Origin of the sequence: Pseudoalteromonas sp. TB25 (genome assembly GCF_000497995.1) — a bacterium.
Lineage (GTDB): Bacteria > Pseudomonadota > Gammaproteobacteria > Enterobacterales > Alteromonadaceae > Pseudoalteromonas > Pseudoalteromonas distincta.
The window spans coordinates 1-21271 of sequence record NZ_AUTI01000403.1; the positions used below are offsets into that span (position 1 = coordinate 1).

Below are 21271 nucleotides of genomic sequence, written 5' to 3' on the forward strand. Positions count from 1 at the left end.
CCGCCATAGGGCACAAGTACAATGGCCGAAATAGTCATACCCATAGCCACAGTTGCACCACCAGAGCCTTGATTACCGGTTTTTTTACCAAAAAGAATATAACCTGCCCAACATGCACCAGCGGCAAGCGCCAATATAACGCCAACCGGATCTAGGCTTTCTTGGCCTTTCATATCAGGCAGTAGTAATAAAATACCCGCAATAGCACAGCCTACCCAAAATAGATCACGCTTACGGCGCGATGAAAATAATGCAACTGCTAATGGGCCGGTAAATTCAAGTGCAACGCCGATACCCAGTGGAATACGCTCTATGGCGTAATAAAACAAAATGTTCATACCGCCGAGGCTCAGGCCGTAAATTAAAATAGGAAATCGTTGGCCTGCGGCAGGNGTTTCCACGGTTTAAAAATCAGGCATAAAATAGTGGCAGAAAAACCTAAACGGAGTGCAGTAGTCCCTTCAGGGCCTACAATAGGGAAGAGTTGCTTGGCAAGCGAGGCACCAGATTGGATAGTTACCATAGCGAGCAATATACAAAAAACAGCGAGTAAGAGTTCTTTCGTAGATGAATGCATTATTTTCCTTGAGTTGAGTAACTCTATCAATTAGTTATGTAATGCAGGGAGTATAAAAGCTAAACCCCCCCGATATTAATGGCGGCNGGCATAGTATCTTTTTTTAAATTTATAGGTAAGTGTTTGCGACCAAAAATAACGCAATAAAAAGTATATTAAATAGGGAAGGTAAATAAAGTAAGAGGTAAAGTTAGCAAACAGGCGCTTGCTAACTTTAATCAATTGGTTAAAAGGCCCTAATGGGCACTTTTATTAACTAAGCCATCAAGAGAGTAAAGACCTCGTTTTTCATTATTTTTGCGTTTAATTTCTTCAAGTGCGCGCGACTCTACGGCATCAAATAAAGCATTAATTAAGCGATTAAAATGTTTGTGCATTGCGCTGCGAGCTGCATTTGCATCATGAGACTTTAGGGCTGTATAAATAGCGGTGTGTTCATCCATAACGCATTCGTTATTGTTTTTACATACACTACTATAGTCAGCAACAATTTGTGGGTTTGTTAAACGTAAATCCCACAAGTTAGATACTGCAAATTCAAGTGCTTTATTGCGTGTTGCTCGCGAGATTATTTCATGGAACTCACGGTCAGCTTGCTCAACATAAAGGCCTTTTTCCATGGCGATTAATGTTTTATTTAGTTGCTCTAGTTCTTCTTCTGTAATGCTTTGAGCAGCTAAAGCGGCAATTTCGCCTTCAATTAATGCACGCGCTTGAGTAAGTTCAAATGCACTGATCTCTTTTGATTTTATAGATGCATTTTTTTGTTCTACTACGTAAACACCAGAGCCAGTTTTAACTTCAACTCGGCCACGTACTTCTAATGCGATAATAGCTTCTCTAATGGTAGGGCGACTTACATCAAACATTTCTGCAAGTTCACGTTCAGGTGGTAAACGACTCCCAGCAGAAAATTCGCCTTGATTTATTAAAGACTCAATTTTATCAACTATGCGCCAAAATAAGCGACGATTACCCATACTTTACCTTCATTACCTTAAGGAATAATGGCCTCTGGGGCCTATAAGTCAAAACCAACTGTTAATATCAGAGGTTACCTTAAAATTCACTATTATGTCAAAATTCTAACGCGATGTTAGGGTTAAAAACCACTATACACCAACGGTTGCATTCTTGTATCACCAATTTAGTTTAAAATAATGTAATTGGCCAGCTTGATTGGTAATGTTTTTATGTGTTAGGTTAAATTTAAGGTTATTGAGTAATAAATATTGGTAATAAACCGAGTTGGGTTGTCAGTGTTAAGTTTGTTGTAGAAGTATTTGATTGCCCATGGATGGGGATCGCTATTTTAAAGTGTTTTGTAAAATGTGTCGTTGTACGAGAGCTATTTAAGCTTTCTTCTGGGCGTTAGCTGTCGTTGGTTAACGCCCATATTTTATTTAATTAGTCGTTAGGGTACACAACCCAAGCTGTTTGCGCGCTTCATCAAGAACGCTCATTACGTTACTGGCTAAAATGTGCGTATTAACAGGTGACTCAAGGATATTTTGCTTCACTAATGACATGAAATGCTCAACTTCGTATTTCATAAAGTGCTCATCAAACGGCTGGGATATAATCTCTACATCACCATTATTAGCAATAAATTCCACTTTTTTAAGTTGCGATACGGCTTCTATACGTATGCGCCCAAGCTCGCCTTGTATTTCGGTTATGTTGTCGCCTTGCGATATTTTGGAGTAACTAATAACGGCTTGTTTATCTGCATAGTTTAGTAATACATCGCCCGCACCATCTACACCAGTATCGAGCAATACGCCACTGGCACTCACGCTTTTTGGTGCCCCCCAAAGTGCAATTAATAAATACAGCGGGTAAATCCCTAAATCAACTAAAGCACCATTTGCAAACTCGGGTAAAAATGTGTTTGGGCGTTCTCCATTTTTATACTTATCGTAACGCGATGAGTATTGACTGTACTGGCCAATATATTTACGTGGTGTGCCAATTTTTACCATTGCCTGTTGTAGCTGTTCATAGTTAGGCAAGTGAGTGGTCATCATGGCTTCCATGTAAAGGCGCTGATGCTTTTTTGCTGTAGCTATAATGCTTGCAAGCTCTTTAGAATTGGCAGCTGATGGTTTTTCGCCAAGGACATGTTTACCCGCTTCTAGACACATAACGGCATATTGTTTGTGTAAGCTATTAGGGGCGGCTATGTAGACAGCATCGACATTTTGATCTTGGCAAACTTGCTCGATTGAGGTGAAAATTTTTGCTTGTGCATTTTGTGGGTGTTTGGCTAAAAATGCTTCGCCGCTAGATACTGCGCGCGAGCACACCCCATATAAATTAAAATCGTTTAACGTATTTGCAGCGGCTAACAATGTGTCGCTAATAAAATTGGTGCCAACAATAACAAAGTTCATGCTCACTCCTTAGAAAATATAAGAGCGATAATTGTATCATTTTAAATTTTGGCGTGTTTGTTTTAAAGGTTAAGTTTTTAATGTGTTTAGGCTTTAATTAACGTCGTTTTTTAGCTGAGGGTTTATGCAATATAAATAGCGATTAATGAGCTGGTTTTATGTATTGTGGTGTAAATAAAAAGTAAACGGCAAGTTGTATGAGCACAGAGTATGATTACATCATAATTGGTGCAGGCAGTGGCGGCTGTGTTATGGCATCGCGTTTGTCTGAGGATAAAAATGTAAATGTTTGTTTAATTGAAGCTGGCGGCAGCGATAAAAGTGCATTTGTGCAAATGCCAGCTGGCATAGCAGCGAGTGTGCCTTATGGCATAAATAGCTGGCATTACAATACGGTGCCACAAAAAGCGCTTAATAACCGCTGTGGTTTTGTGCCGCGCGGCAAAGTATTGGGTGGCTCAAGCTCTACCAATGCAATGGTTTATATTCGCGGTAACAAATACGATTACGACCAATGGGCAGCTAATGGCAATACGGGATGGGATTTTGATAGCTTACTCCCGTACTTTATTAAAGCTGAGAACAATAAAGCGTTTATAAATAATGAGCTGCACGGTACAAAAGGCCCGCTACATGTACAAGAGCTAAGTAACCCAAGCAATGTAAACCAATACTTTTTAAATGCCTGTGCTGAGCAGGGCGTTAATTTAAGCGGTGATATAAATGGTAAAGAGCAAAGCGGTGCGCGTTTATCGCAGGTAACTCAGCACAATGGCGAGCGTTGTAGTGCAGCAAAAGCATATTTAACACCGTATTTAAACCGCCCGAATTTAACGGTATTAACTCATAGCCACGTTAATAAAATAAATATAACCAATAAGATAGCGCAAGGCGTGCAAATAGAGCGTAATAAAGAGGTTATTAATTTACGTGCTAAAAAAGAGGTAATACTTAGTGCTGGCGCTATTAATTCGCCGCAGGTATTAATGCTTTCGGGTATTGGCCCAAAAGAGCAGTTAAGTGCACATAACATTAAGGTTCAGCACGTACTTGAAGGTGTTGGCGCTAATTTACAGGATCACTTAACGGTAGTGCCACTTTATAAATCAAAAACAAATAAAGGCACATTTGGTATAAGCCCGCTTGGCATTGCCAGTATTTTTAAAGGGTGCGTTAATTGGTTTAGTAAACGAGAAGGGCGATTAACCAGTAACTTTGCAGAGTCGCATGCGTTTATTAAATTATTTGAAGACTCGCCAGCGCCCGATGTGCAACTAGAATTTGTTATTGGGCTGGTGGACGATCATAGTCGTAAATTACACACTGGGCATGGTTACAGTATACACAGCAGTATTATGCGCCCCAAAAGCCGAGGTACTATTACATTAGCCGATAATAACCCGCGTAGTGCTCCACTTATTGACCCTAATTACTTAAGCCACCCAGATGATTTAACTGTAATGCTTGCTGGTCTTAAAAAAACACTCGCTATTATGCAAAGCAACGCTTTTGATAACATACGCGGTAAAATGCTCTACCCGCTTGATATAAATAATGATGAGCAGCTAATTGAGTTTATACGCCAAACTGCAGATACCGAATATCACCCAGTAGGGACATGTAAAATGGGGCAAGACTCAATGGCAGTGGTAGATACTAATTTGCGAGTACACGGGGTGAGTAACTTACGCGTAGTTGATGCGTCGATTATGCCTACTATTATTACCGGCAACACAAATGCGCCGGTAATTGCTATTGCTGAAAAAGCGGCTGATTTAATTAAACACGCAAAGGAATAATTAAATAAACTGTAGTAGGGCTATTAATTAGCGATAAAACTCATTTAGCCATTGTTGCCAATCGCTTTCAAGATGTAGCATTTGCTGATGCTTTTTAGCGTTTAGATGCTTGGCTTCGTCCTCGCTTGCCACATAAGGCCCAACGCGGCATAGGGGGCAATGGTTAGATGTTAAGTATGCAGGTTTGGTAAGACGTGAGCTTAATTCGCTAGTATGTTTATCGAGACTTTTTGGGCTGAAAACGTAAGTTATGCCGCTGGTGTCTTTAACGTGTTTGTCGCGGTCAACATTACGAATTTTATAACCTTCAAAATGGCTAATATCAAATGGGATTTGGCCTAAATAATCTGCGGTTAAACCGTTATTTAAACTCCCCTCTATATTCCATTCTCGATAAGGTTTTACATCCTTTGAGGTGATGTAACAAAGCATTGGCCCATTTTTATCAAGCGCGTATTCGTTAGCGTATTTAATAAATTGGTGCAGTAAAGCGCGGTTTAATACGTTCATGCTGGTTTGGCGCGTGTTGTTTTCAAACGCTTCACGGCCAACAAATGCAGGTATAAGCGGAAACTGAAAAATAACCACATCAAAGCTTTTCTGGTTTTCACTTAGAGCTTGCCAACATGCAGGGTTTGTTACATCAAAACTATTAAGTACCTCAACGTTATGCGCTTTTAAGTTGCTAAGTGCATTGTGATGGTATTTTTGCTCAATAGTAGTTTGGTCATCGTAAGTGGATGCAACCAATGCTTTTGGCGATAGATGGGTGTAAATAGCGTTCGAAAACGATAAATCGCCATCGCCTACAGTGAGTATTCGCCATTGAGGATTTAAATACATATTTTATTTAGCGTTTATGTTTGTAGCAGTATTATTTATATCGCTATTTGTTTGTGAGTCTTTTGCTAGTAAACGATGAAACGCAAGTCTGGTTTTTAACCCTTCGATTGCGATTTGTTTAATAATAAGATTAAAGGTAATTAAAATAGCAAAGGCAATATGAATAGGGCCGTGAGTGAATCCTGCATCTGTATCGTACAGTGTTAAACCGAATAGCAAAAATAAGACGACTAAAAATATTTCGAGTAATTGACTTGAATAAAAGCTTAAACGACCTTCGCTCTTATGATCTTTTTTAATGCGAATAGCACAAAAAAATGGGATCACTTTGATTTTAAATGCAGCGTTTTTTTCTACGTAGTTTTCGCCAAGTTCGTCGAGTTGTTGGCGTAGTTGGTCAATCATGGTGTGTCCTCAAATAGCAGTGCGCGGATATTACCCTATTACCACGCAATATTTAAGTTTACAGCTGCTATTTAGGGTAAATACTCATACCAATAGTAAGGATATGACAAACAAACACAACAGAGGTAAGCACAAAACGCATTTTTTGATAATCTTTATGATAGGTTTGCCATTGTGGCGTGGCTTTTTCAAATATAAGTACTAACCAAAAACTAGCGCCTAGCCAAGCCAGTGCCCACTCAGCAGGCATAAATGATAAAAATGGTATAGGTATTACAGGCGCAACAGCTTTTATAGCATTGCTATAAGTTTGTTCTCCGGCGCGCCATAAGTTACCCGCCATAAATGCTAAAATGGCGATACTGTAAAAAGTAAAAAACTCCAAGTTAAGGCTATTACTGCCAAACATGAGTGGCCAACCTACACACCCTAAAAACGGGATTAAGCCTAGGTAACCTAGCTGTATATGGTTAACAAATTTTTCCATTACGGTGTGCCTTATATTTAATAATTTATTTGAAGCGCGGCTATTGTAGCAGTATTGCGATTAGCGGTCTTAATAATTCGCCAGCGTTTACAATTCAACTAATGCTTACGATAACAATGATTATATAGTTCAACCCAAAAAATCGATTGTTTTAATCTAAACAATCAATTTTATTTAATTTTCCATTGGCCTTATTGTATTAATCAAGCCAACGCAGAAGGTCGTTTAAAACGAAAGCGTTGATTACTTTTAAAATACATAAATACAGATGAGGAAATACCATGAGCACTTCATTAATCAATACAAAATTACAACCATTCAATGCAACCGCTTACCACAACGGTGACTTTGTAGAATTGTCTGAAAAAGATGTTCTAGGTAAATGGTCTATCTTCTTCTTTTACCCAGCAGACTTTACATTTGTATGTCCTACCGAATTAGGTGACCTTGCAGATTACTATGCACAACTTCAAGAAATGGGCGTAGAAGTTTACTCAGTATCTACTGATACTCATTTTACTCATAAAGCATGGCACGACACGTCAGACACTATCGGTAAAATTACTTACCCAATGATTGGCGACCCAACAGGGCGTATTACACGTAGCTTTGGTGTAATGATTGAAGAAGAAGGTTTAGCACTTCGCGGTACATTTGTAATGAACCCAGAAGGCGAAATTAAAGTAATCGAAACTCACGATTTAGGAATTGGCCGAAGCGCTAAAGAACTAGTTCGTAAAGTACAAGCTGCACAATACATTGCAACTCACGATGGTGAAGTTTGCCCTGCATCTTGGCAGCCAGGTGAAGACACACTTGCACCTTCACTAGATTTAGTTGGTAAAATCTAAATATAGGTTTACCCACTTTTATAAGGGCAGGTAACTGCCCTTAAATCAACGAACATTCGTTTGTTGGTGCCTCCTATATCAATATACTTGTTTAAGCACATGCATTATTTGGCATGGGAGGCTTGCTGTTTAAATTTTCCAAAAGGGTTAAGCCATGTTAGATAACAACATAAAAAATCAATTAAAAAGCCATTTCGAATCGCTTACTCAACCTGTTGAGCTGCTTATTGCCTTGGATGACAGCAAAAAATCAGCAGAAGTAGAAAGCTTAGCAAACGATTTAGCCTCACTAAGCGATAAATTTACTGTAATAAGCAATCCTGATACAAGCGCACGTCGCCCGTCAATGGTTGTACATTCGCCTATTAAAAACACTCATGTTACGTTTGCAGGCGTACCTATGGGTCATGAATTCACAAGTTTAGTGTTAGCACTTTTGCATACTGGCGGACACGCAAGTAAAGCTAAAAGCGAAGACATTGAGCAAATACAATCGCTTACTCAAGAGCTGAACTTTGAAGTATACATAAGTTTAAGTTGCCAAACGTGCCCGCAAGTAGTGCAAGCACTTAACACTATGGCAGCGACAAACAGTAATATTAAAGCCACCATGATTGACGGTGCATTATTTCAAGGTGAAGTAGAAGAGAGAAATATTTTAGCTGTACCGGCTGTATATTTAAATGGCGAACCATTTAGCCAAGGTGCACTAAGCCTTACTGACATACTTAATAAAGTAGATAGCAAAGGGGCTGCTAAACAAGCAGCAGCACTAAGCGAAAAAGACGAGTTTGATGTACTTGTAGTTGGTGGCGGCCCCGCGGGCGCGTCAGCTGCAATTTACTCAGCACGAAAAGGGTTAAATACAGGCATTGTTGCTGATAGATTTGGTGGACAAGTTGCCGATACACTAGCAATAGAGAACTTTATTTCGATTAAAGCGACTGAAGGGCCTAAATTGGTTGCTCAACTCGAAGAGCACGTTAAAGAATACGATGTTGATGTAATGCATAATCAGCGTGCAGCGGCACTTGGTTATAACAATGGTTACGAAATTACACTAGAAAATGGCGCAGTACTTAAAGCCAAGTCGCTCGTACTTGCAACTGGTGCACGCTGGCGCGAAATGAACGTACCAGGCGAGCAAGAATATCGTGGCCACGGTGTGGCATATTGCCCACATTGCGACGGCCCTTTATTTAAAGGCAAACCTGTTGCTGTAATTGGTGGTGGTAATTCAGGTATAGAAGCGGCAATCGATTTAGCTAATATTGTGCAAAGCGTTACGGTACTTGAATTTGCAGACACACTACGAGCCGATGAAGTGCTTATTCGTAAAGCTAAAAGCATGGCTAATATTACTATTATCAAAAGTGCACAAACCACCGAAGTACTTGGTGATGGTAAAAAAGTAACTGGCTTAATGTACACAGATAGAGTGTCGGGAGAGAGTAAAGAGCTTGAACTTGCCGGTATATTTGTACAAATAGGCTTAATACCAAATACCGAGTGGTTAAAAGACAGCGACCTTGAATTAAGCAAATTTGGTGAAATACTAATTGATGCTAAAGGCGCAACTTCATTACCAGGCATTTATGGCGCGGGGGATGCAACCAATACTCCGTTTAAACAAATTATTATTGCAATGGGCAGCGGTGCAACAGCAAGCTTAGGCGCATTTGATTATTTAATTCGTCACTCTGAAGAAGCTGATCAAAGCGCTGCTTAATGTAATTAGTAAAAACTCTCTTGATATAACAGCAAGGCTACACCCATAGCTGTTTGTTAACCCAAGCCGCCCTTCTCCAAAGGCGGCTTTTTTAATGCTTAAGAATTAGCACACGATTTAATCGCACCCACCACCAGAATCGCCGCCGCAATCTGTATAAGAATGTGATGAGTTACTGCTAGAGGAAGCTGTTGAGTCACTGCCAGTATAAGCTGATGATCCACGTGATGACTTAGCACTGATAAATGTAACTAACAGCAATACGCCTGATACGATAACTATTGTTATTGATGAGCTCCATTGCCCAGTGGAAACGCCTTTAAATACTGCAACAATAAGGACAGTTAGTAATATAGTTCTAATTATGTTTTTCATTGTTAATGCCTTATCTAACTATATTTAGCACGCGGTTAAGTGTGCAAAGCTAATGTTTTTAAAGCTTTAGTAATTGCGCCGCTGACGCAATAGCGACTTCTAAAGAATGCATTTTAAACGGTTTTGAAATAAACATATCCATACCGGCTTGCTTGCATGCTAATTTATCTTGCGATGAAGTATTAGCTGTAAGGGCAACAATATAGGTTGAATCGTGCGGACAGATACTTTTTGAACGCAGTTGTTTTGTAGCCTCAAAACCATCGAGTATAGGCATAATACAATCCATAAAAATAAGGTCGTAATGCTTTTGCTCGCATTTAAATATGGCATCTTGCCCATCTACTGCAAAGTCTGGCTTTATATTGAGTTTATTAAGCGACGCATCAAGAACGAGTCTGTTTATGTCGTTGTCATCCACCACTAAAACAGAAAGCTTAGAAGCGTTAATGTTTATTTTTGATAGTGGATTTAGCTCTACTTTTTGCTCTTTACCTAGCTCTATAGGGATACTTAGCGAAAAAGTAGTTCCTTGATTTACTTTACTACTTACCTTGATTGTTCCGCCCATGTACTCAACAAGTTCTTTAACTATTGCGAGGCCAAGTCCTGTGCCTCCTTTACTGTTTTTAGCATCTACTTCTTGAGTAAAAGGGGAGAATAAAGATTCAAGAAATTGGCTAGTCATGCCTCTTCCCGTATCGGCGACTTTAATGTTTAGCGTTAATTTATTATTGTTATTAATCACAGACGTGTGCAGTTTTACACAACCACGCTCAGTAAATTTTAACGCATTACTTAATAAGTTGGAGGTAATTTGACTTAGGCGTGTGTTATCGCAATATGCCCAGCAGCTATCAGAAATTTCATTTTTTACTTCTAGTTCTACATTGCTGTTTTTAAATAACGGGGTGTACAAAGAAATGAGATCAGTAAATGTTGTATTTAATAAAACATCCGTGGGTTCTAGTTTTAACTCACCGTGGTTAATTTTAGAAAAATCGAGTACTTCGTTTATTATGCTCAAGAGTATATCTGCGCTACGCAGCGCGACTTTTATTTTTTCGGTTCTCTTTTGTTCGTTATGTTCATCTATTAACGTAGTAAGCATGCCCGTAATGCCATTTAGCGGTGTTCTAAGTTCGTGGCTTATTTTTGCAAAAAGCATGCTTCTATCTTCGAGTAATCGCTCGGCTTGTTCTTGTTTATTTTTAAGCTCTTCTCTTAGAGTCACTGCTTCGGTAATATTTTGAAAGGTACCAAACAAACGTACACAGGTATCACCGTCAAATTCGGCTTCACCAAATGTAGATACCCAAATGGTCTGATTTTTGGCTGTAATAATTTCAAGCTCTAGATGCCACTTTTCGCCGTGTTGTATAGCAAGCTCAACTGCTTTACTTATTTCGTCTCTGCTTGTACCTTCTTTATAAAAGTTAACTGCAGATTCAATTTCAGGCTGATAGTTTTCATCAACTTGATGGATTTGTTTAGTTTGCTGACTCCAATAAATTTTATTATTAGTAAGGTCAACTTCCCACGTGCCTATATTTGCTATGCTTTCTAGTTTTAATAAGCTATTGCTGTTTTTTATTAATTTTTCTTTAGTGATACTGCGAGCTAGTTCTGCCCCTAACCACTGCGCAAATAACTCAATATAGTCGTAGGCGGCATCTGTAAATACTGGAGATTGATTGGCAGAAGAAAAATTTACAGTTCCAAATATATCGGTACCTATTTTAATAGGTGCCCCAATATATGACTCAAGTTTAAAGTTTGCATAGCAAGGATGGTCAGCAATTGCGCTTTGCGAGACGTTATGAAATGCAAGTGCAGAACCCGCACTAAGAGTGTGTACACAATAGGTGCCATCTAAATCAAATTGAGTACCTATTTCTAATGCATTATCTGGCGTAATGGCATGTAGCACGGTATAGCAGTTTTTCTCGACCTTACTAATAATAGCTAAATCAAGGTTAAACACTTTAAGTCCAAATGCTAGTAGCTGATGGGTTTTTTCATCAAAGTCTAAGCTTTGGTTAGATACTATGTCGTGAAATTGCCTAAGAAAATTCAATAGTAAATATCCTGTTGGTTTTAGAGCTGAGTCTATAGCTTGATAAAGCACTAGTTTAACAAAAAAGTGAAATATATTTAGTTAATTATTACTTTATATAAACTTTCTTTAATTAAGCACAACTGATTTAAACACAAACTGCGAGTAAGTTGCTCGCAGGTTATTGTGTATATTAGTAGGTTGAGTTTGGTGTGTACTCAGGGTTGATATCGCCGTCTACTTCCTCTGGGTCAACATCGTTAATAAGCAGTGTTTCACGTACAGCTTCAATGTGATCAAGTACGCTTTGGTAGCGCTCGCCATATTCATACTTTGTCACCTCAATCGCTTTAGGCATGTAAGTAAAAGCTATTTTTAGGGCGTGGAGTGCTTCTTCGTTTATTTTTTCGCTCATAATGTTCTCTTATGTGTAGGCTATAGCTAACCTGAGTTCTGGATAATAAATCTATCTCAAGCAGCTATTTTTAGCGCTAACTGCGTTGAATTTCCTTGCAATAGACCAGCTATTGACGCGTAAATTCGCCTTGTTTTCACCAAAAACTTCTAGCTAGAGAGAAACAGACTTAAATATCGTTATTATTTACAGTGTTTTTAAATCTCTTAACCAAAATTCAGGTTAGTTAGTAAAATAACACCAAATACGATTCGGTAAAGACCAAAACTAACAAAAGTGAAATTTTCTAGAAAGCGTATGAATAATTTAATAGTAAAATAAGCAACTATAAAAGACGTTAAAAAACCCACAGCAAGGGCAGTTAGGTCATCTAAGCTAAACAGTTGGTAATGTTTAAGTAAGTCGTACCCTGAGGCTGCTGCAAGTACAGGTAAACCAAGTAAAAATGAAAATTCAGCGCTGGTTTTTCGGTTTAAACCACACAACATGGCACCAACAATAGAGCTCCCAGCACGACTAGTCCCCGGAATTAACGCAAATACTTGTGCTACGCCAATCCAAAGTGCTTGTTTATAAGTAACTTGGGTTACATCGGTAGTTGTGCAGTGAGCCTCTTTATAACTGCGCTCTAATAGTAAAAAAATCACACCGCCTACAATAAACATAACACCTACTACTGGTACGCTAAACAGTGTTTTTATTACATCACTAAATATAAAACCAATAATACCCAAAGGAATAAATGCAATGGCAACTTTCACCCATAAATTGAAATATTTAGGGCTAAACTTGTCTTTATAGTTGGCTAGTACCGCCAAAATGGCGGCAAGTTGGATAATGACTTCGAAGGCGAGGTTAGTGTTTGTTGATTCAATGCCTAACCACTTTGACGCTACAATTAAGTGCCCAGTTGATGATATGGGTAAAAATTCTGTTATACCTTCAATAATACCTAAAATAATCGCGTTAATTATATCCACGGTTTACTGCTTCCTGAAAAATTAAAAAGCCCGAACTCGGCTTAACTGAAATGACGCATTACTGCGTACCTAAATTGCGAGGCGTAGCATAAAAGCTCTTAAAGCAAACCAACAGTATTTTTAGACTTAATGTGTTTAATAAATTGCATTAAGTGTTAAATGCACAATATAATAACAATTATTATCATTTGCATGTGCTGTTTTGTATATGTTTGGGCAAATTTAATGAGCGAATAATGAATAATAAAAAAACGTTTACAGCTACACGGCGAAGGCACCTAATTGCATGTGTGTTAGCGCTAATTACTGCGGTAATAATGATTCCGGGTATGACAACTTATTTACCGTTTCAAATGAATGAACAAATATTACTGCCTATTTTACTCTTTCCTGTTATTTGGACTGCGTTGTTTATTTATGCGTATTTGGCGCAAAAGGTATGGCAACCGTTTGTAGTCATGATTGCACTGTGTGTATTACATGGTTTATTGAGTTTTTGGGCGTTAACGCAGGGGCAGGGATGAAGTCGATTACTTTAAAAAAGCTATTTTTATTACATAGCTGGGTAGGAATTATTACTGCGGTACTGCTATTTGTTGTTGCATTTAGTGGGGCGTTAGCGGTGCTGTCTCGACCTGAGTTAAAAATATGGGCAAATCCAGAGCTACAATCTAGCCAACACGTTGCCAGCGCGCAAATTAATCGACTAGTAAACGAATACCATAAACAGGTGCCTAGTGAATTTGGTGAAAACATTCATGTGTTTTTACCAAGTGGACACAACTTTCATTTATTAACGTTGGTATTTGAATCCCACGATGGCGATGAAAACTATGACCAAGAGGTGGCCAGAGTATTCCAGTTTCATCCTGATACTTTGGCGCTGGAAAATACTTACTATGGGCCTAGTAAAGAGTTTTACGCTAATAAAAAAACAGATGCACCAACCTACATAGGTGAGTTTCATGCAGATTTGCATTTAGGGCGACCAATTGGGTTAATACTCACTGGTTTTTTAGGTTTAACACTTTTAGTAAGTGCAGTTACAGGCTTGTTTATTCATCGTAAATTGATAAAAGAGCTCTTTACGTTTAGGCGAGATAAAGGATTAGATATTGCAGTAAGCGATGCTCATAAGGTCATAGGTATTTGGGGCAGCGTATTTAATATTGTAATTGGTTTTACAGGATCATTTTTAGGGCTTGCGACCGTTATTTTATTACCAGCAGCTGCGTTTGTGAGCTTTGGTGGCGATCAAGATAAGTTAATAGAAACGTTTACCGCAATTCCTGAGCCGGTAGTTAGCCACATTAAGCAACCTACAAAAATAGACACTATTTTAGAGCATGCTCATAGTCGTTACCCTGAAGCAATAATTAGGGATGTCACAATAATGGCGCATAACGATGCTAATGCGCAGGTGTATTTGCGTTTGTTAGGTGGCGAGGCTGTTGCTTCTCAATTACTGCATTATAAAGGCAATGGTGAGTTTGTGCAGTCGATGAGTAGTTTTGGTGATATTTCAGGTGTTTCGATAAAAGTAATTGAGTTGATGTTTCCGCTGCACTTTGGGAACTTTGCAGGGGTGTTTGTAAAATTACTTTGGGTATTGCTTGGCTTAAGTACTGCGCTTTTACCTATTTCGGGCATGATGATGTGGCTAGCAAAGCGTACACGTGGCAGTAGCCCGTCGCTGAGTGTGCAGGCATATGCACGCTGGAATCGTTTTATTATTGGCAGTTGTGGAGGCTTGGTATTAGCAAGCTTTGTGTTATTTCCTTTGCAAGTTGTACTTAATTATACCGTTATTGGTGTGGCGCAAAATAGCTTTTTTGAACCCGTGTTTTTTTATACGTGGTTGGCATGGTTACTCTCAAGTGTATTGCCTGTAGGTTATAAAAACTATTTTAAGCTGACTCTTTTGCTATGCGGCGCTTCGCTTGCTTTGGTGCTGCCGCTCAATATTATATTTGGCGTGAGCAATGTTATTAACCTTAATAGCTCGCTTGTCGCGATAGTAGATATAAGCTTTATGGTGGTGGGTATCGCGTGTATTTTTGGTGCCTTAAAAATAAAAAACACACAAAAATTACAAGCAGAGGTACAACCCGCATGAACGAACTACTAATTATAATTGCCATGGTAAGTCTATTATTAATGATGCTCAATATACGCAAAAACACACTCACAATACCCACTAAAGCTTTTTTAAGTACACTGCTATTTAGTTTAGCGCTGATATGCTTTATGAGTGTTTATGGTATTTTAGGCGGTGCAATATGCACCGTTGTAGGAGCTATGTTAGCTGGTTTACTAACTGCAGTTATTGCGGGTAAAGCGCCGCAATTATTAGGGTAAGTAATGCAGTTATTTATCTAAAAAGGCCTTAGCAGTATCAACTCCCATATTGTAACCACTATTAAGTATTTCAAACTTTTTAGTGGTTCGCCCAACTTTAAAATTAGCCGGTGGAGCAATAATATTGATTTTGCAGTCATTTGGTGGATTCATAATAAAATCGATAGACTTATTATAAAAATTAGCCCTGTTTAAGGTCGTTTGAATTAATGCTGGATAGTTTTTATACATTTTTTTAGTAAGCCAAGGTGCCTTACTTGGTTTTTTACGATAGCCTAAACATTGAGACAAAATAACGGTAATTTCGCGTGCACCCATTTCGTAAGCTTTTATAATCGGAATTGAATCAGCAACACCGCCATCGGTCATCGCTATGTCATTAATAATAGGGTAGTCACGATATGCAATGGGTATAGCGCATGATGCTTTTAATTGATGCACCATATCGGCGCTGGTGGCTTTTAAATAGTGTGCTTTGCCTGATTCGATTGCCGTAGATACAATATAAAACTCTTGTGGAGTTTGTTCGAATACCTCTGTATGAAGGCGTATTTCGCGAATAGTTTCTTGCCATAACCAATCTAAATCAAATAAATGACCACCTTTAATAAAGCGCGCTAAATTAATAAATTCAGGACGGCATGAATAGTCGGTAATCACTTTATAATTTCGCATTGGTTGTTTGCATAAAAATGCGGCTATATTAGTTGCTCCGGCTGAAACACCAAAATAGCGTTCAAACGGCTGGTATTGCTGTTTTAAAAACTCATCAAGCACACCTGCGGCAAATATACCGCGCATTGCACCGCCTTCAACGACGAGTGTGTTTTTATTATTGTTGTTCATGGTCAATCCTTTTTATTAAATTTGATGTTATCAACTCAGTCTAAAAAATGCGATAGAGATTACTAAATGTGTTGATAAATTAAAGCCAGGTACACATCGCGAAATTCACTGTTTTCTGGTAAGGTTTAGTATTACAAGGCTTTGTTAATAATAAAGAATAATTACTTATGTTTGATCCTAGCGTAACCATTTTTGAAAGCACACAGAGTCAGCTTGCAGAAAGTCCTCTTTGGCATCCTATGCTGAACACTTTTTTTTGGGTCGATATAAATAAAAAATTACTTTTAAGCAAAAATATACACAGCGAAAGCCAACTAAAAACCGTGAATATGCCCGATACGCTCAGTGCAATAGCGTGGATTGATGAGCAGTACTTATTGCTAGGGACAAGTACTGGTATATACAAATACCATATTAATTCAAGCACTCGCCATCTTATCCTTAGTATTGAAAATACACAGCTAAATCGACGTTCAAACGACGGCCGTGCTGATCCATGGGGTGGCTTTTGGTTAAGTACAATGGATGTAAATGCTAAAAAAGGGGATGGTAAAATATACCGTTATTATAAAAACCAGCTTAAAGCCGTAGTAAGTGGTTTGAGTATCCCAAATGGATTGTGTTTTGATAAGTCCCGTTTACGCGGTTATTACTGCGACTCTTTAACGAGTTGTATTTATGTATTAGATTTGGATGAGAAAACTGGCGAACCTTGCGCTGAGCCACGTGTTTTTTATCAATTTAATAATACTGATGTTGACCCCGATGGCTGCGTAACCGATAAATTAGGTAATTTGTGGCTAGCTGTTTGGGGAATGGGATGTGTTATGTGTTTATCCCCAAGCGGTGAGTTAATTAAAACAATAAAGCTTTGTGCATTAAAACCGACATGCACCGCCTTCGGTGGTGAAAATGCTGAGTTGCTAATTGTGACATCGGCATTTGATGAAGCGATTAATAATACTGTTGGTGAACAAGGCGCTGTATTTCAGATCTCCGGTATAAAAAATGGGCAGTTTGAGCCGCCCGTTTTACTGTAACTTGTAATTTTCAGTGATGATTAGCTTTTAGGCGTAACCCACATAACACCCACTTCTTTTTTAGTTACTAAAACCTCAGTACCGGCGATAATTGGTTGCTCACTTTTGAGTTTCCAGCTGATACCAGAGTATTGATGTGTAGTTAAACCTTGCTCTGTTACATCGCTAGTAAGTACAAAAGTAAGTTCAGCAAAATCACTATTCACTTGCTTCTTATCTACGCGATTTTGCATTTGTTTTAATGGTTTCCAAAGTGCAACGGCCAAGCCTGCTGTTACCACTGTGTTACTCCAAAGTGCAGTGGTTAATGAGTCAGGTAAAATACCAAAACTCATTAATAATCCTGTGAGGAATAACGATAATCCAAAAAACAATAAAATAAATGTAGAAAGGCCAAGTACTGCTACTTCTATTATTAAAGCAACAATACCAATTACCATAAGTGTTTGCGGTAAATTTTGCGTAATAAAATCCATACAAACCTCTTTATTTAGTTATTAACCCAGATGCTTTTTATTTAAGCTATTAATAATTGCCATACCTTGGGCAACCATTGAGCTTGCATCTGTCGCGTTATCTGGCAGTAATACAATTGATGACTCACGAGCAATCGCTTCTTTAGCTGCAATTGCTTTAGTTGCCAGATCTAGCTGTATTGCTTTTTGACCTTGTTCTGTATCTGCGGCTTCACCTACTTTGATAAGCGCATTTGCCTGTGCTTCTGCAACCGTCGTAATAGCTGTTGCTTCACCTTCAGCACGTAAAATTTGCTCGGCTTTGTCGGCTTCAGCAGCAAGTACTTGTGCTTGTTTTTTACCTTCAGCAACGTTGATATTTGCTTGGCGATCACCTTCTGACTCTAAAATTTGAGCTCGTTTAACACGCTCAGCTTTCATTTGTGCTTCCATAGCTTCCATAATAGAGTTAGGCGGCACAATATCTTTAATCTCATAGCGAAGTACTTGGATACCCCAAGGCTCAGATGCTTGGTTTATAGCTGCAACAATGTTGGTGTTAAGTAGATCACGCTCTTCAAATGTTTTATCAAGCTCCATTTTACCTAATTCTGAACGCATAGTTGTTTGCGAAAGTTGTACAACTGCAAAGGTATAGTCGTCAACGCCATACGTAGCTTTGTACGGGTCTAATACTCTAAAGTACAGTACGCCATCAACTATGAGTGAGATGTTATCTTTAGTAATAGCTGATTGCGATGGTACGTCTTGAGCTTGTTCTTTTAAGCTACGATCAGCCGAGATTCTATCAATAAATGGAATAATAAAGTTAAGGCCAGCTTCTTTAGTTGATTGGTATTTACCAAAACGTTCGATTAACCAGGCGCGGTTTTGTGGTACAAATTTAACGCTACTTTTTAAAAGCACGATAACAAAAACAAGTAAAAAAGCCTCAACAGTAAAAACTATATTGAGAATTTGTGTGACTGGATCCATTTAAACATTCCTTATAATAATTAAACGCTGAGTAGTTGTATTGTTTATAATTTCAGCGTGTATAGATTATCACTACAGAGAACTTTAAACCACTAAAACTCACTGCAGTGCGCCACCTTAGTCGGTTTTTAAAAACTAGCTATTTTATTTCTACCTGTTTCTTTTGCGTTATAAAGGGCTATATCGGCGTTAGTTATAACCTCTTTGGGTTTTGTTTTGTGATTGGGTATGAAACTATAAAACCCAATGCTTAAAGTGAGGTATTTACTGACAGTTGAAAAGTTATGTTCAATTGCGAGTTCTGCGATTTTTTCCTGAATAAGAACAGCAAACCTTTGACAGTGTTCTGTGTCGACTGCAGGTAAAACTATCGCAAATTCTTCACCCCGAAACGAGCTGCTAGATCACCTTCGCGTTTACAAATATTGTGTAGCGCTTTGGCCACTCGCTTTAGTACTTCATCGCCAAGCTGATGCCCATAGTTATCGTTATAACGCTTAAAAAAATCAATATCACACATAATTAAACTAATGGGTTCCTTATTACGTGCACAGCGCTTAATTTCGCATTTTAAAGTCTGATCAAAACAGCGTCTATTAGCAATGTTTGTAAGGCCATCAGTATTGACTTGTTTATTGAGTTTTTGGTTGGCGTTAATGAGTTGCTGCTGAGTTTGTTGAAGCTCTTGCTTATAATTTAAATTTTTGAAAGCATTAGCAAGCATTTCACCTACTAACCTTAGGCGAATAAGGTCTAAATCTGTCCAATCTCGCTTTTGAACAACACAATCACAGCCAATAAAGCCAACCAGTTCTTTGTCATAACGTAATCCAATGCAAAGTACCGATTTTATTTCTTGTCGCTGGAAAATCGTTTTTTCGCTCATTGCTTGAATTGGGAGCAACGTTACATCATTCACTCTGAATAAGTGGGTACGGGCCATCGAACTAAAAAAATAAGGGAGGTCGCTTTTTAAAAGGTTTTGTAAGTCGTCTTTAAAAGCTTTGATACCATCATTGACCCATTCGTGAGTGTTATTAATAGTTTTACCATCTTCGGCAAACTTAAAAAGATAACTCCTATCGGCATTACAAACCGTACCGACTGCTTTTAATGCATAGTTGATATGCTTATCAACATCGTCATTTTGAATATCAATTAAGTCAGTTGAGATGTTCGATATAATATTATCAAAATCATATTGTTCATCCACGTTGTTATTTAGTATATCGATAATAATAATGGAGTTTGAATTAGGTAAATTTGCAAATTTTACGTTGAGTAGCAATTTGGATGATTGTTTCGATAAAATAAACTGGCATTGGTTATTTGCCGTAAAATAATCAAAGAATAGCTCCTCGATCAATAGATTTTTTTTACTGTGATGATTGGTTAAAGTGATGTGTGATAAATCAGTTTTATAAAAATGTGATTGGTCTTTTAAGTCAAACAAGTCCTGTGCCTGGCTGTTAGCTTTAAATATATCTTCATTGGCATCATAAAGTAATACACAAAACGGCAATAACTCCAAGTTTTGCCATGCTTCTTCTGATAGGTTATTACTCACTCAACTCTCCATGTGTCCAAGCCATAATTAAATTCTTTTTCTTTACTAACTATTAGCACATTTTTTTTGATTTACTAAGTTTTTAGTGCGTTTGCGGGCAGTACGTATTATAATTGATACTGTATATCATTACCCATTTCTACTCTAAGCCATCTTTGGCTTATTTGCACTTTAAGTATAGGTTATTCAAGCATTTCATGACAGAAATCACTACACACCAAGCTTCTCGTCGTCGGTTACTCATTGCGCTAGCAATTACGTGTTCGTTTATGGTAATTCAGGTTATAGGTGCTTATTACTCTAATTCGCTTGCTGTTCTTGCTGATGCGGGGCATTTGTTTGTTCACAATAGCTCGTTATTCATCGCACTGATAGCATCAAGTCTCGCTATTCATTTTGCCAAAACCTATAACGATGGCCATCAACGAGCAGAGCTTTTTGGTGGCCTAGTGAACGGGTTTTTATACCTAGCAATCAGTTTAATTATTTTGTATGAAGGTGGTGAGCGCTATATACACCAACATGAAGGAAATGAGCTGGCTATCAATAGTTATTTAATGTCGGTTATTGCTGCTATTGGTTTTTTATTTCATGGGGCTGCTGCATGGGTTTTATATAAAGGCCGCAAAGCGAGTATTAATGTGTACGCGGTATTTTTACATTCATTCTTTGATCTGATTTCTACCGTATCGACATTTGTTGCCGGTATTCTTATATATTTCACAGGCTGGGTTGTAATCGATATTTTATCGAGTATGTTAATTGCTTCTTTCGTATTATTCACCGGTATTAAGGTCATAATTAGTTGTATAAAAGGTTTACGCCTAAATAAAGCGAAACTTCCTAAAGTTACTGATATTGAAAGTAAAATTACAGATATGGAACATGTTCATAATGTCCATAACGTCACTGTAACGCGCAAATATAATGGTATTGTAGTAGGCGCACACGTTGTCCTTAAACAACATTGTACGATTGAAAAACACGATGAAGCGTGTCGTATGAAGGTAGAGCAATTATTAGCCGAAAAATTTAATGTACGTAATAGTGTATTACAAATTGAGAGCCATGAATGCCATCATATCCATTAATAGCATCT

At 38.2% G+C, this 21271-nt stretch carries 20 protein-coding genes and 2 pseudogenes; 8 read left to right on the forward strand and 14 right to left on the reverse strand.

All coding sequences use genetic code 11. The features are described 5' to 3' along the window. From L652_RS01000000124080 to L652_RS01000000124085, 3 genes and pseudogenes are all read right to left on the reverse strand, one after another. A pseudogene (locus L652_RS01000000124080) lies at window positions 1–577 on the reverse strand (EamA family transporter); the annotation flags it as partial. 236 nt (window positions 578–813) lie between these two features. Then, complete coding sequence (locus L652_RS0117950; protein WP_024597372.1) at window positions 814–1557, reverse strand: FadR/GntR family transcriptional regulator; 744 nt, start codon at window positions 1555–1557, stop codon at window positions 814–816. A 423-nt stretch (window positions 1558–1980) separates the two neighbouring features. Next, entirely contained in the window at window positions 1981–2970 is a 990-nt protein-coding gene (locus L652_RS01000000124085) for a Gfo/Idh/MocA family oxidoreductase (RefSeq protein ID WP_024597371.1), read from the reverse strand. 197 nt (window positions 2971–3167) lie between these two features. Here L652_RS01000000124085 and L652_RS0117960 point away from each other — a divergent pair, with 197 nt between their 5' ends. Further along, window positions 3168–4769, forward strand: a complete 1602-nt coding sequence (locus L652_RS0117960; RefSeq protein WP_024597370.1) for a GMC family oxidoreductase N-terminal domain-containing protein — start codon at window positions 3168–3170, stop codon at window positions 4767–4769. A gap of 27 nt (window positions 4770–4796) precedes the next feature. On the opposite strand, the gene L652_RS0117965 is transcribed toward L652_RS0117960, so the two are convergent. The 3 genes from L652_RS0117965 to L652_RS0117975 all read right to left on the reverse strand — a co-directional run bounded on the left by L652_RS0117965 (window position 4797) and on the right by L652_RS0117975 (window position 6504). After that, entirely contained in the window at window positions 4797–5612 is an 816-nt protein-coding gene (locus L652_RS0117965) for a class I SAM-dependent methyltransferase (protein ID WP_024597369.1), read from the reverse strand. A gap of 3 nt (window positions 5613–5615) precedes the next feature. After that, window positions 5616–6017, reverse strand: coding sequence for a hypothetical protein (locus tag L652_RS0117970; RefSeq protein WP_002960599.1), 402 nt, complete (start codon window positions 6015–6017; stop codon window positions 5616–5618). A gap of 67 nt (window positions 6018–6084) precedes the next feature. Then, entirely contained in the window at window positions 6085–6504 is a 420-nt protein-coding gene (locus L652_RS0117975) for a DUF3429 domain-containing protein (RefSeq protein ID WP_002960600.1), read from the reverse strand. Window positions 6505–6785: 281 nt separating this feature from the next. Here L652_RS0117975 and ahpC point away from each other — a divergent pair, with 281 nt between their 5' ends. Continuing rightward, the gene (ahpC, locus tag L652_RS0117980) at window positions 6786–7355 is read left to right on the forward strand and encodes an alkyl hydroperoxide reductase subunit C (RefSeq protein WP_002960601.1); all 570 of its coding nucleotides are present in this window, start codon (window positions 6786–6788) and stop codon (window positions 7353–7355) included. 154 nt (window positions 7356–7509) lie between these two features. Further along, window positions 7510–9084 (forward strand): alkyl hydroperoxide reductase subunit F, encoded by a 1575-nt coding sequence (gene ahpF, locus L652_RS0117985; protein WP_002960602.1) that lies wholly within the window; start codon window positions 7510–7512, stop codon window positions 9082–9084. Between the two features lie 117 nt (window positions 9085–9201). On the opposite strand, the gene L652_RS0117990 is transcribed toward ahpF, so the two are convergent. The 4 genes from L652_RS0117990 to L652_RS0118005 all read right to left on the reverse strand — a co-directional run bounded on the left by L652_RS0117990 (window position 9202) and on the right by L652_RS0118005 (window position 12910). After that, entirely contained in the window at window positions 9202–9459 is a 258-nt protein-coding gene (locus L652_RS0117990) for a hypothetical protein (RefSeq protein WP_024597368.1), read from the reverse strand. A 58-nt stretch (window positions 9460–9517) separates the two neighbouring features. Beyond that, window positions 9518–11536, reverse strand: a complete 2019-nt coding sequence (locus L652_RS0117995; RefSeq protein WP_029753341.1) for an ATP-binding protein — start codon at window positions 11534–11536, stop codon at window positions 9518–9520. A 172-nt stretch (window positions 11537–11708) separates the two neighbouring features. After that, window positions 11709–11930: a hypothetical protein gene (locus tag L652_RS0118000; RefSeq protein WP_002960604.1), complete on the reverse strand. Its 222-nt coding sequence runs from the start codon at window positions 11928–11930 to the stop codon at window positions 11709–11711. A gap of 206 nt (window positions 11931–12136) precedes the next feature. After that, complete coding sequence (locus L652_RS0118005) at window positions 12137–12910, reverse strand: undecaprenyl-diphosphate phosphatase (RefSeq protein WP_024597367.1); 774 nt, start codon at window positions 12908–12910, stop codon at window positions 12137–12139. 236 nt (window positions 12911–13146) lie between these two features. On the opposite strand from L652_RS0118005, the gene L652_RS0118010 reads away from it, so the two are divergent. Genes L652_RS0118010 through L652_RS0118020 form a run of 3 tightly spaced genes read left to right on the forward strand, consistent with a single transcriptional unit; the run spans window position 13147 to window position 15268 of the window. After that, window positions 13147–13434 carry a hypothetical protein gene (locus L652_RS0118010; protein ID WP_024597366.1) on the forward strand — a complete coding sequence of 96 codons (288 nt, stop codon included), beginning with the start codon at window positions 13147–13149 and terminating at the stop codon, window positions 13432–13434. Beyond that, on the forward strand, window positions 13431–15026 hold the full coding sequence (locus L652_RS0118015; RefSeq protein WP_024597365.1) for a PepSY-associated TM helix domain-containing protein: 1596 nt from the start codon (window positions 13431–13433) through the stop codon (window positions 15024–15026). Before L652_RS0118010 ends, L652_RS0118015 begins: the two co-directional genes overlap by 4 nt. Beyond that, window positions 15023–15268, forward strand: a complete 246-nt coding sequence (locus L652_RS0118020; RefSeq protein ID WP_024597364.1) for a hypothetical protein — start codon at window positions 15023–15025, stop codon at window positions 15266–15268. The genes L652_RS0118015 and L652_RS0118020 overlap by 4 nt, the downstream gene beginning before the upstream one ends. Window positions 15269–15277: 9 nt before the next feature. Here the strand turns inward: L652_RS0118020 and L652_RS0118025 are convergent, their stop codons facing one another. Then, window positions 15278–16114, reverse strand: coding sequence for a patatin family protein (locus L652_RS0118025; RefSeq protein WP_024597363.1), 837 nt, complete (start codon window positions 16112–16114; stop codon window positions 15278–15280). Between the two features lie 167 nt (window positions 16115–16281). Between L652_RS0118025 and L652_RS0118030 the strand changes: the two genes are divergently transcribed. After that, window positions 16282–17154, forward strand: coding sequence for an SMP-30/gluconolactonase/LRE family protein (locus L652_RS0118030; RefSeq protein WP_024603587.1), 873 nt, complete (start codon window positions 16282–16284; stop codon window positions 17152–17154). A 20-nt stretch (window positions 17155–17174) separates the two neighbouring features. Here L652_RS0118030 and L652_RS0118035 read toward each other — a convergent pair whose 3' ends face one another. The 3 genes and pseudogenes from L652_RS0118035 to L652_RS01000000124090 form a co-directional block, all read right to left on the reverse strand. Further along, entirely contained in the window at window positions 17175–17630 is a 456-nt protein-coding gene (locus L652_RS0118035; RefSeq protein WP_024597362.1) for a hypothetical protein, read from the reverse strand. A 21-nt stretch (window positions 17631–17651) separates the two neighbouring features. Continuing rightward, window positions 17652–18605, reverse strand: a complete 954-nt coding sequence (locus tag L652_RS0118040; protein ID WP_024597361.1) for a slipin family protein — start codon at window positions 18603–18605, stop codon at window positions 17652–17654. A gap of 128 nt (window positions 18606–18733) precedes the next feature. After that, window positions 18734–20172 (reverse strand): annotated as a pseudogene (locus L652_RS01000000124090) (diguanylate cyclase). Window positions 20173–20369: 197 nt separating this feature from the next. Between L652_RS01000000124090 and L652_RS0118050 the strand changes: the two are divergent. Continuing rightward, complete coding sequence (locus L652_RS0118050; protein WP_002960617.1) at window positions 20370–21263, forward strand: cation diffusion facilitator family transporter; 894 nt, start codon at window positions 20370–20372, stop codon at window positions 21261–21263. The last annotated feature ends 8 nt before the right edge of the window (window positions 21264–21271 follow it).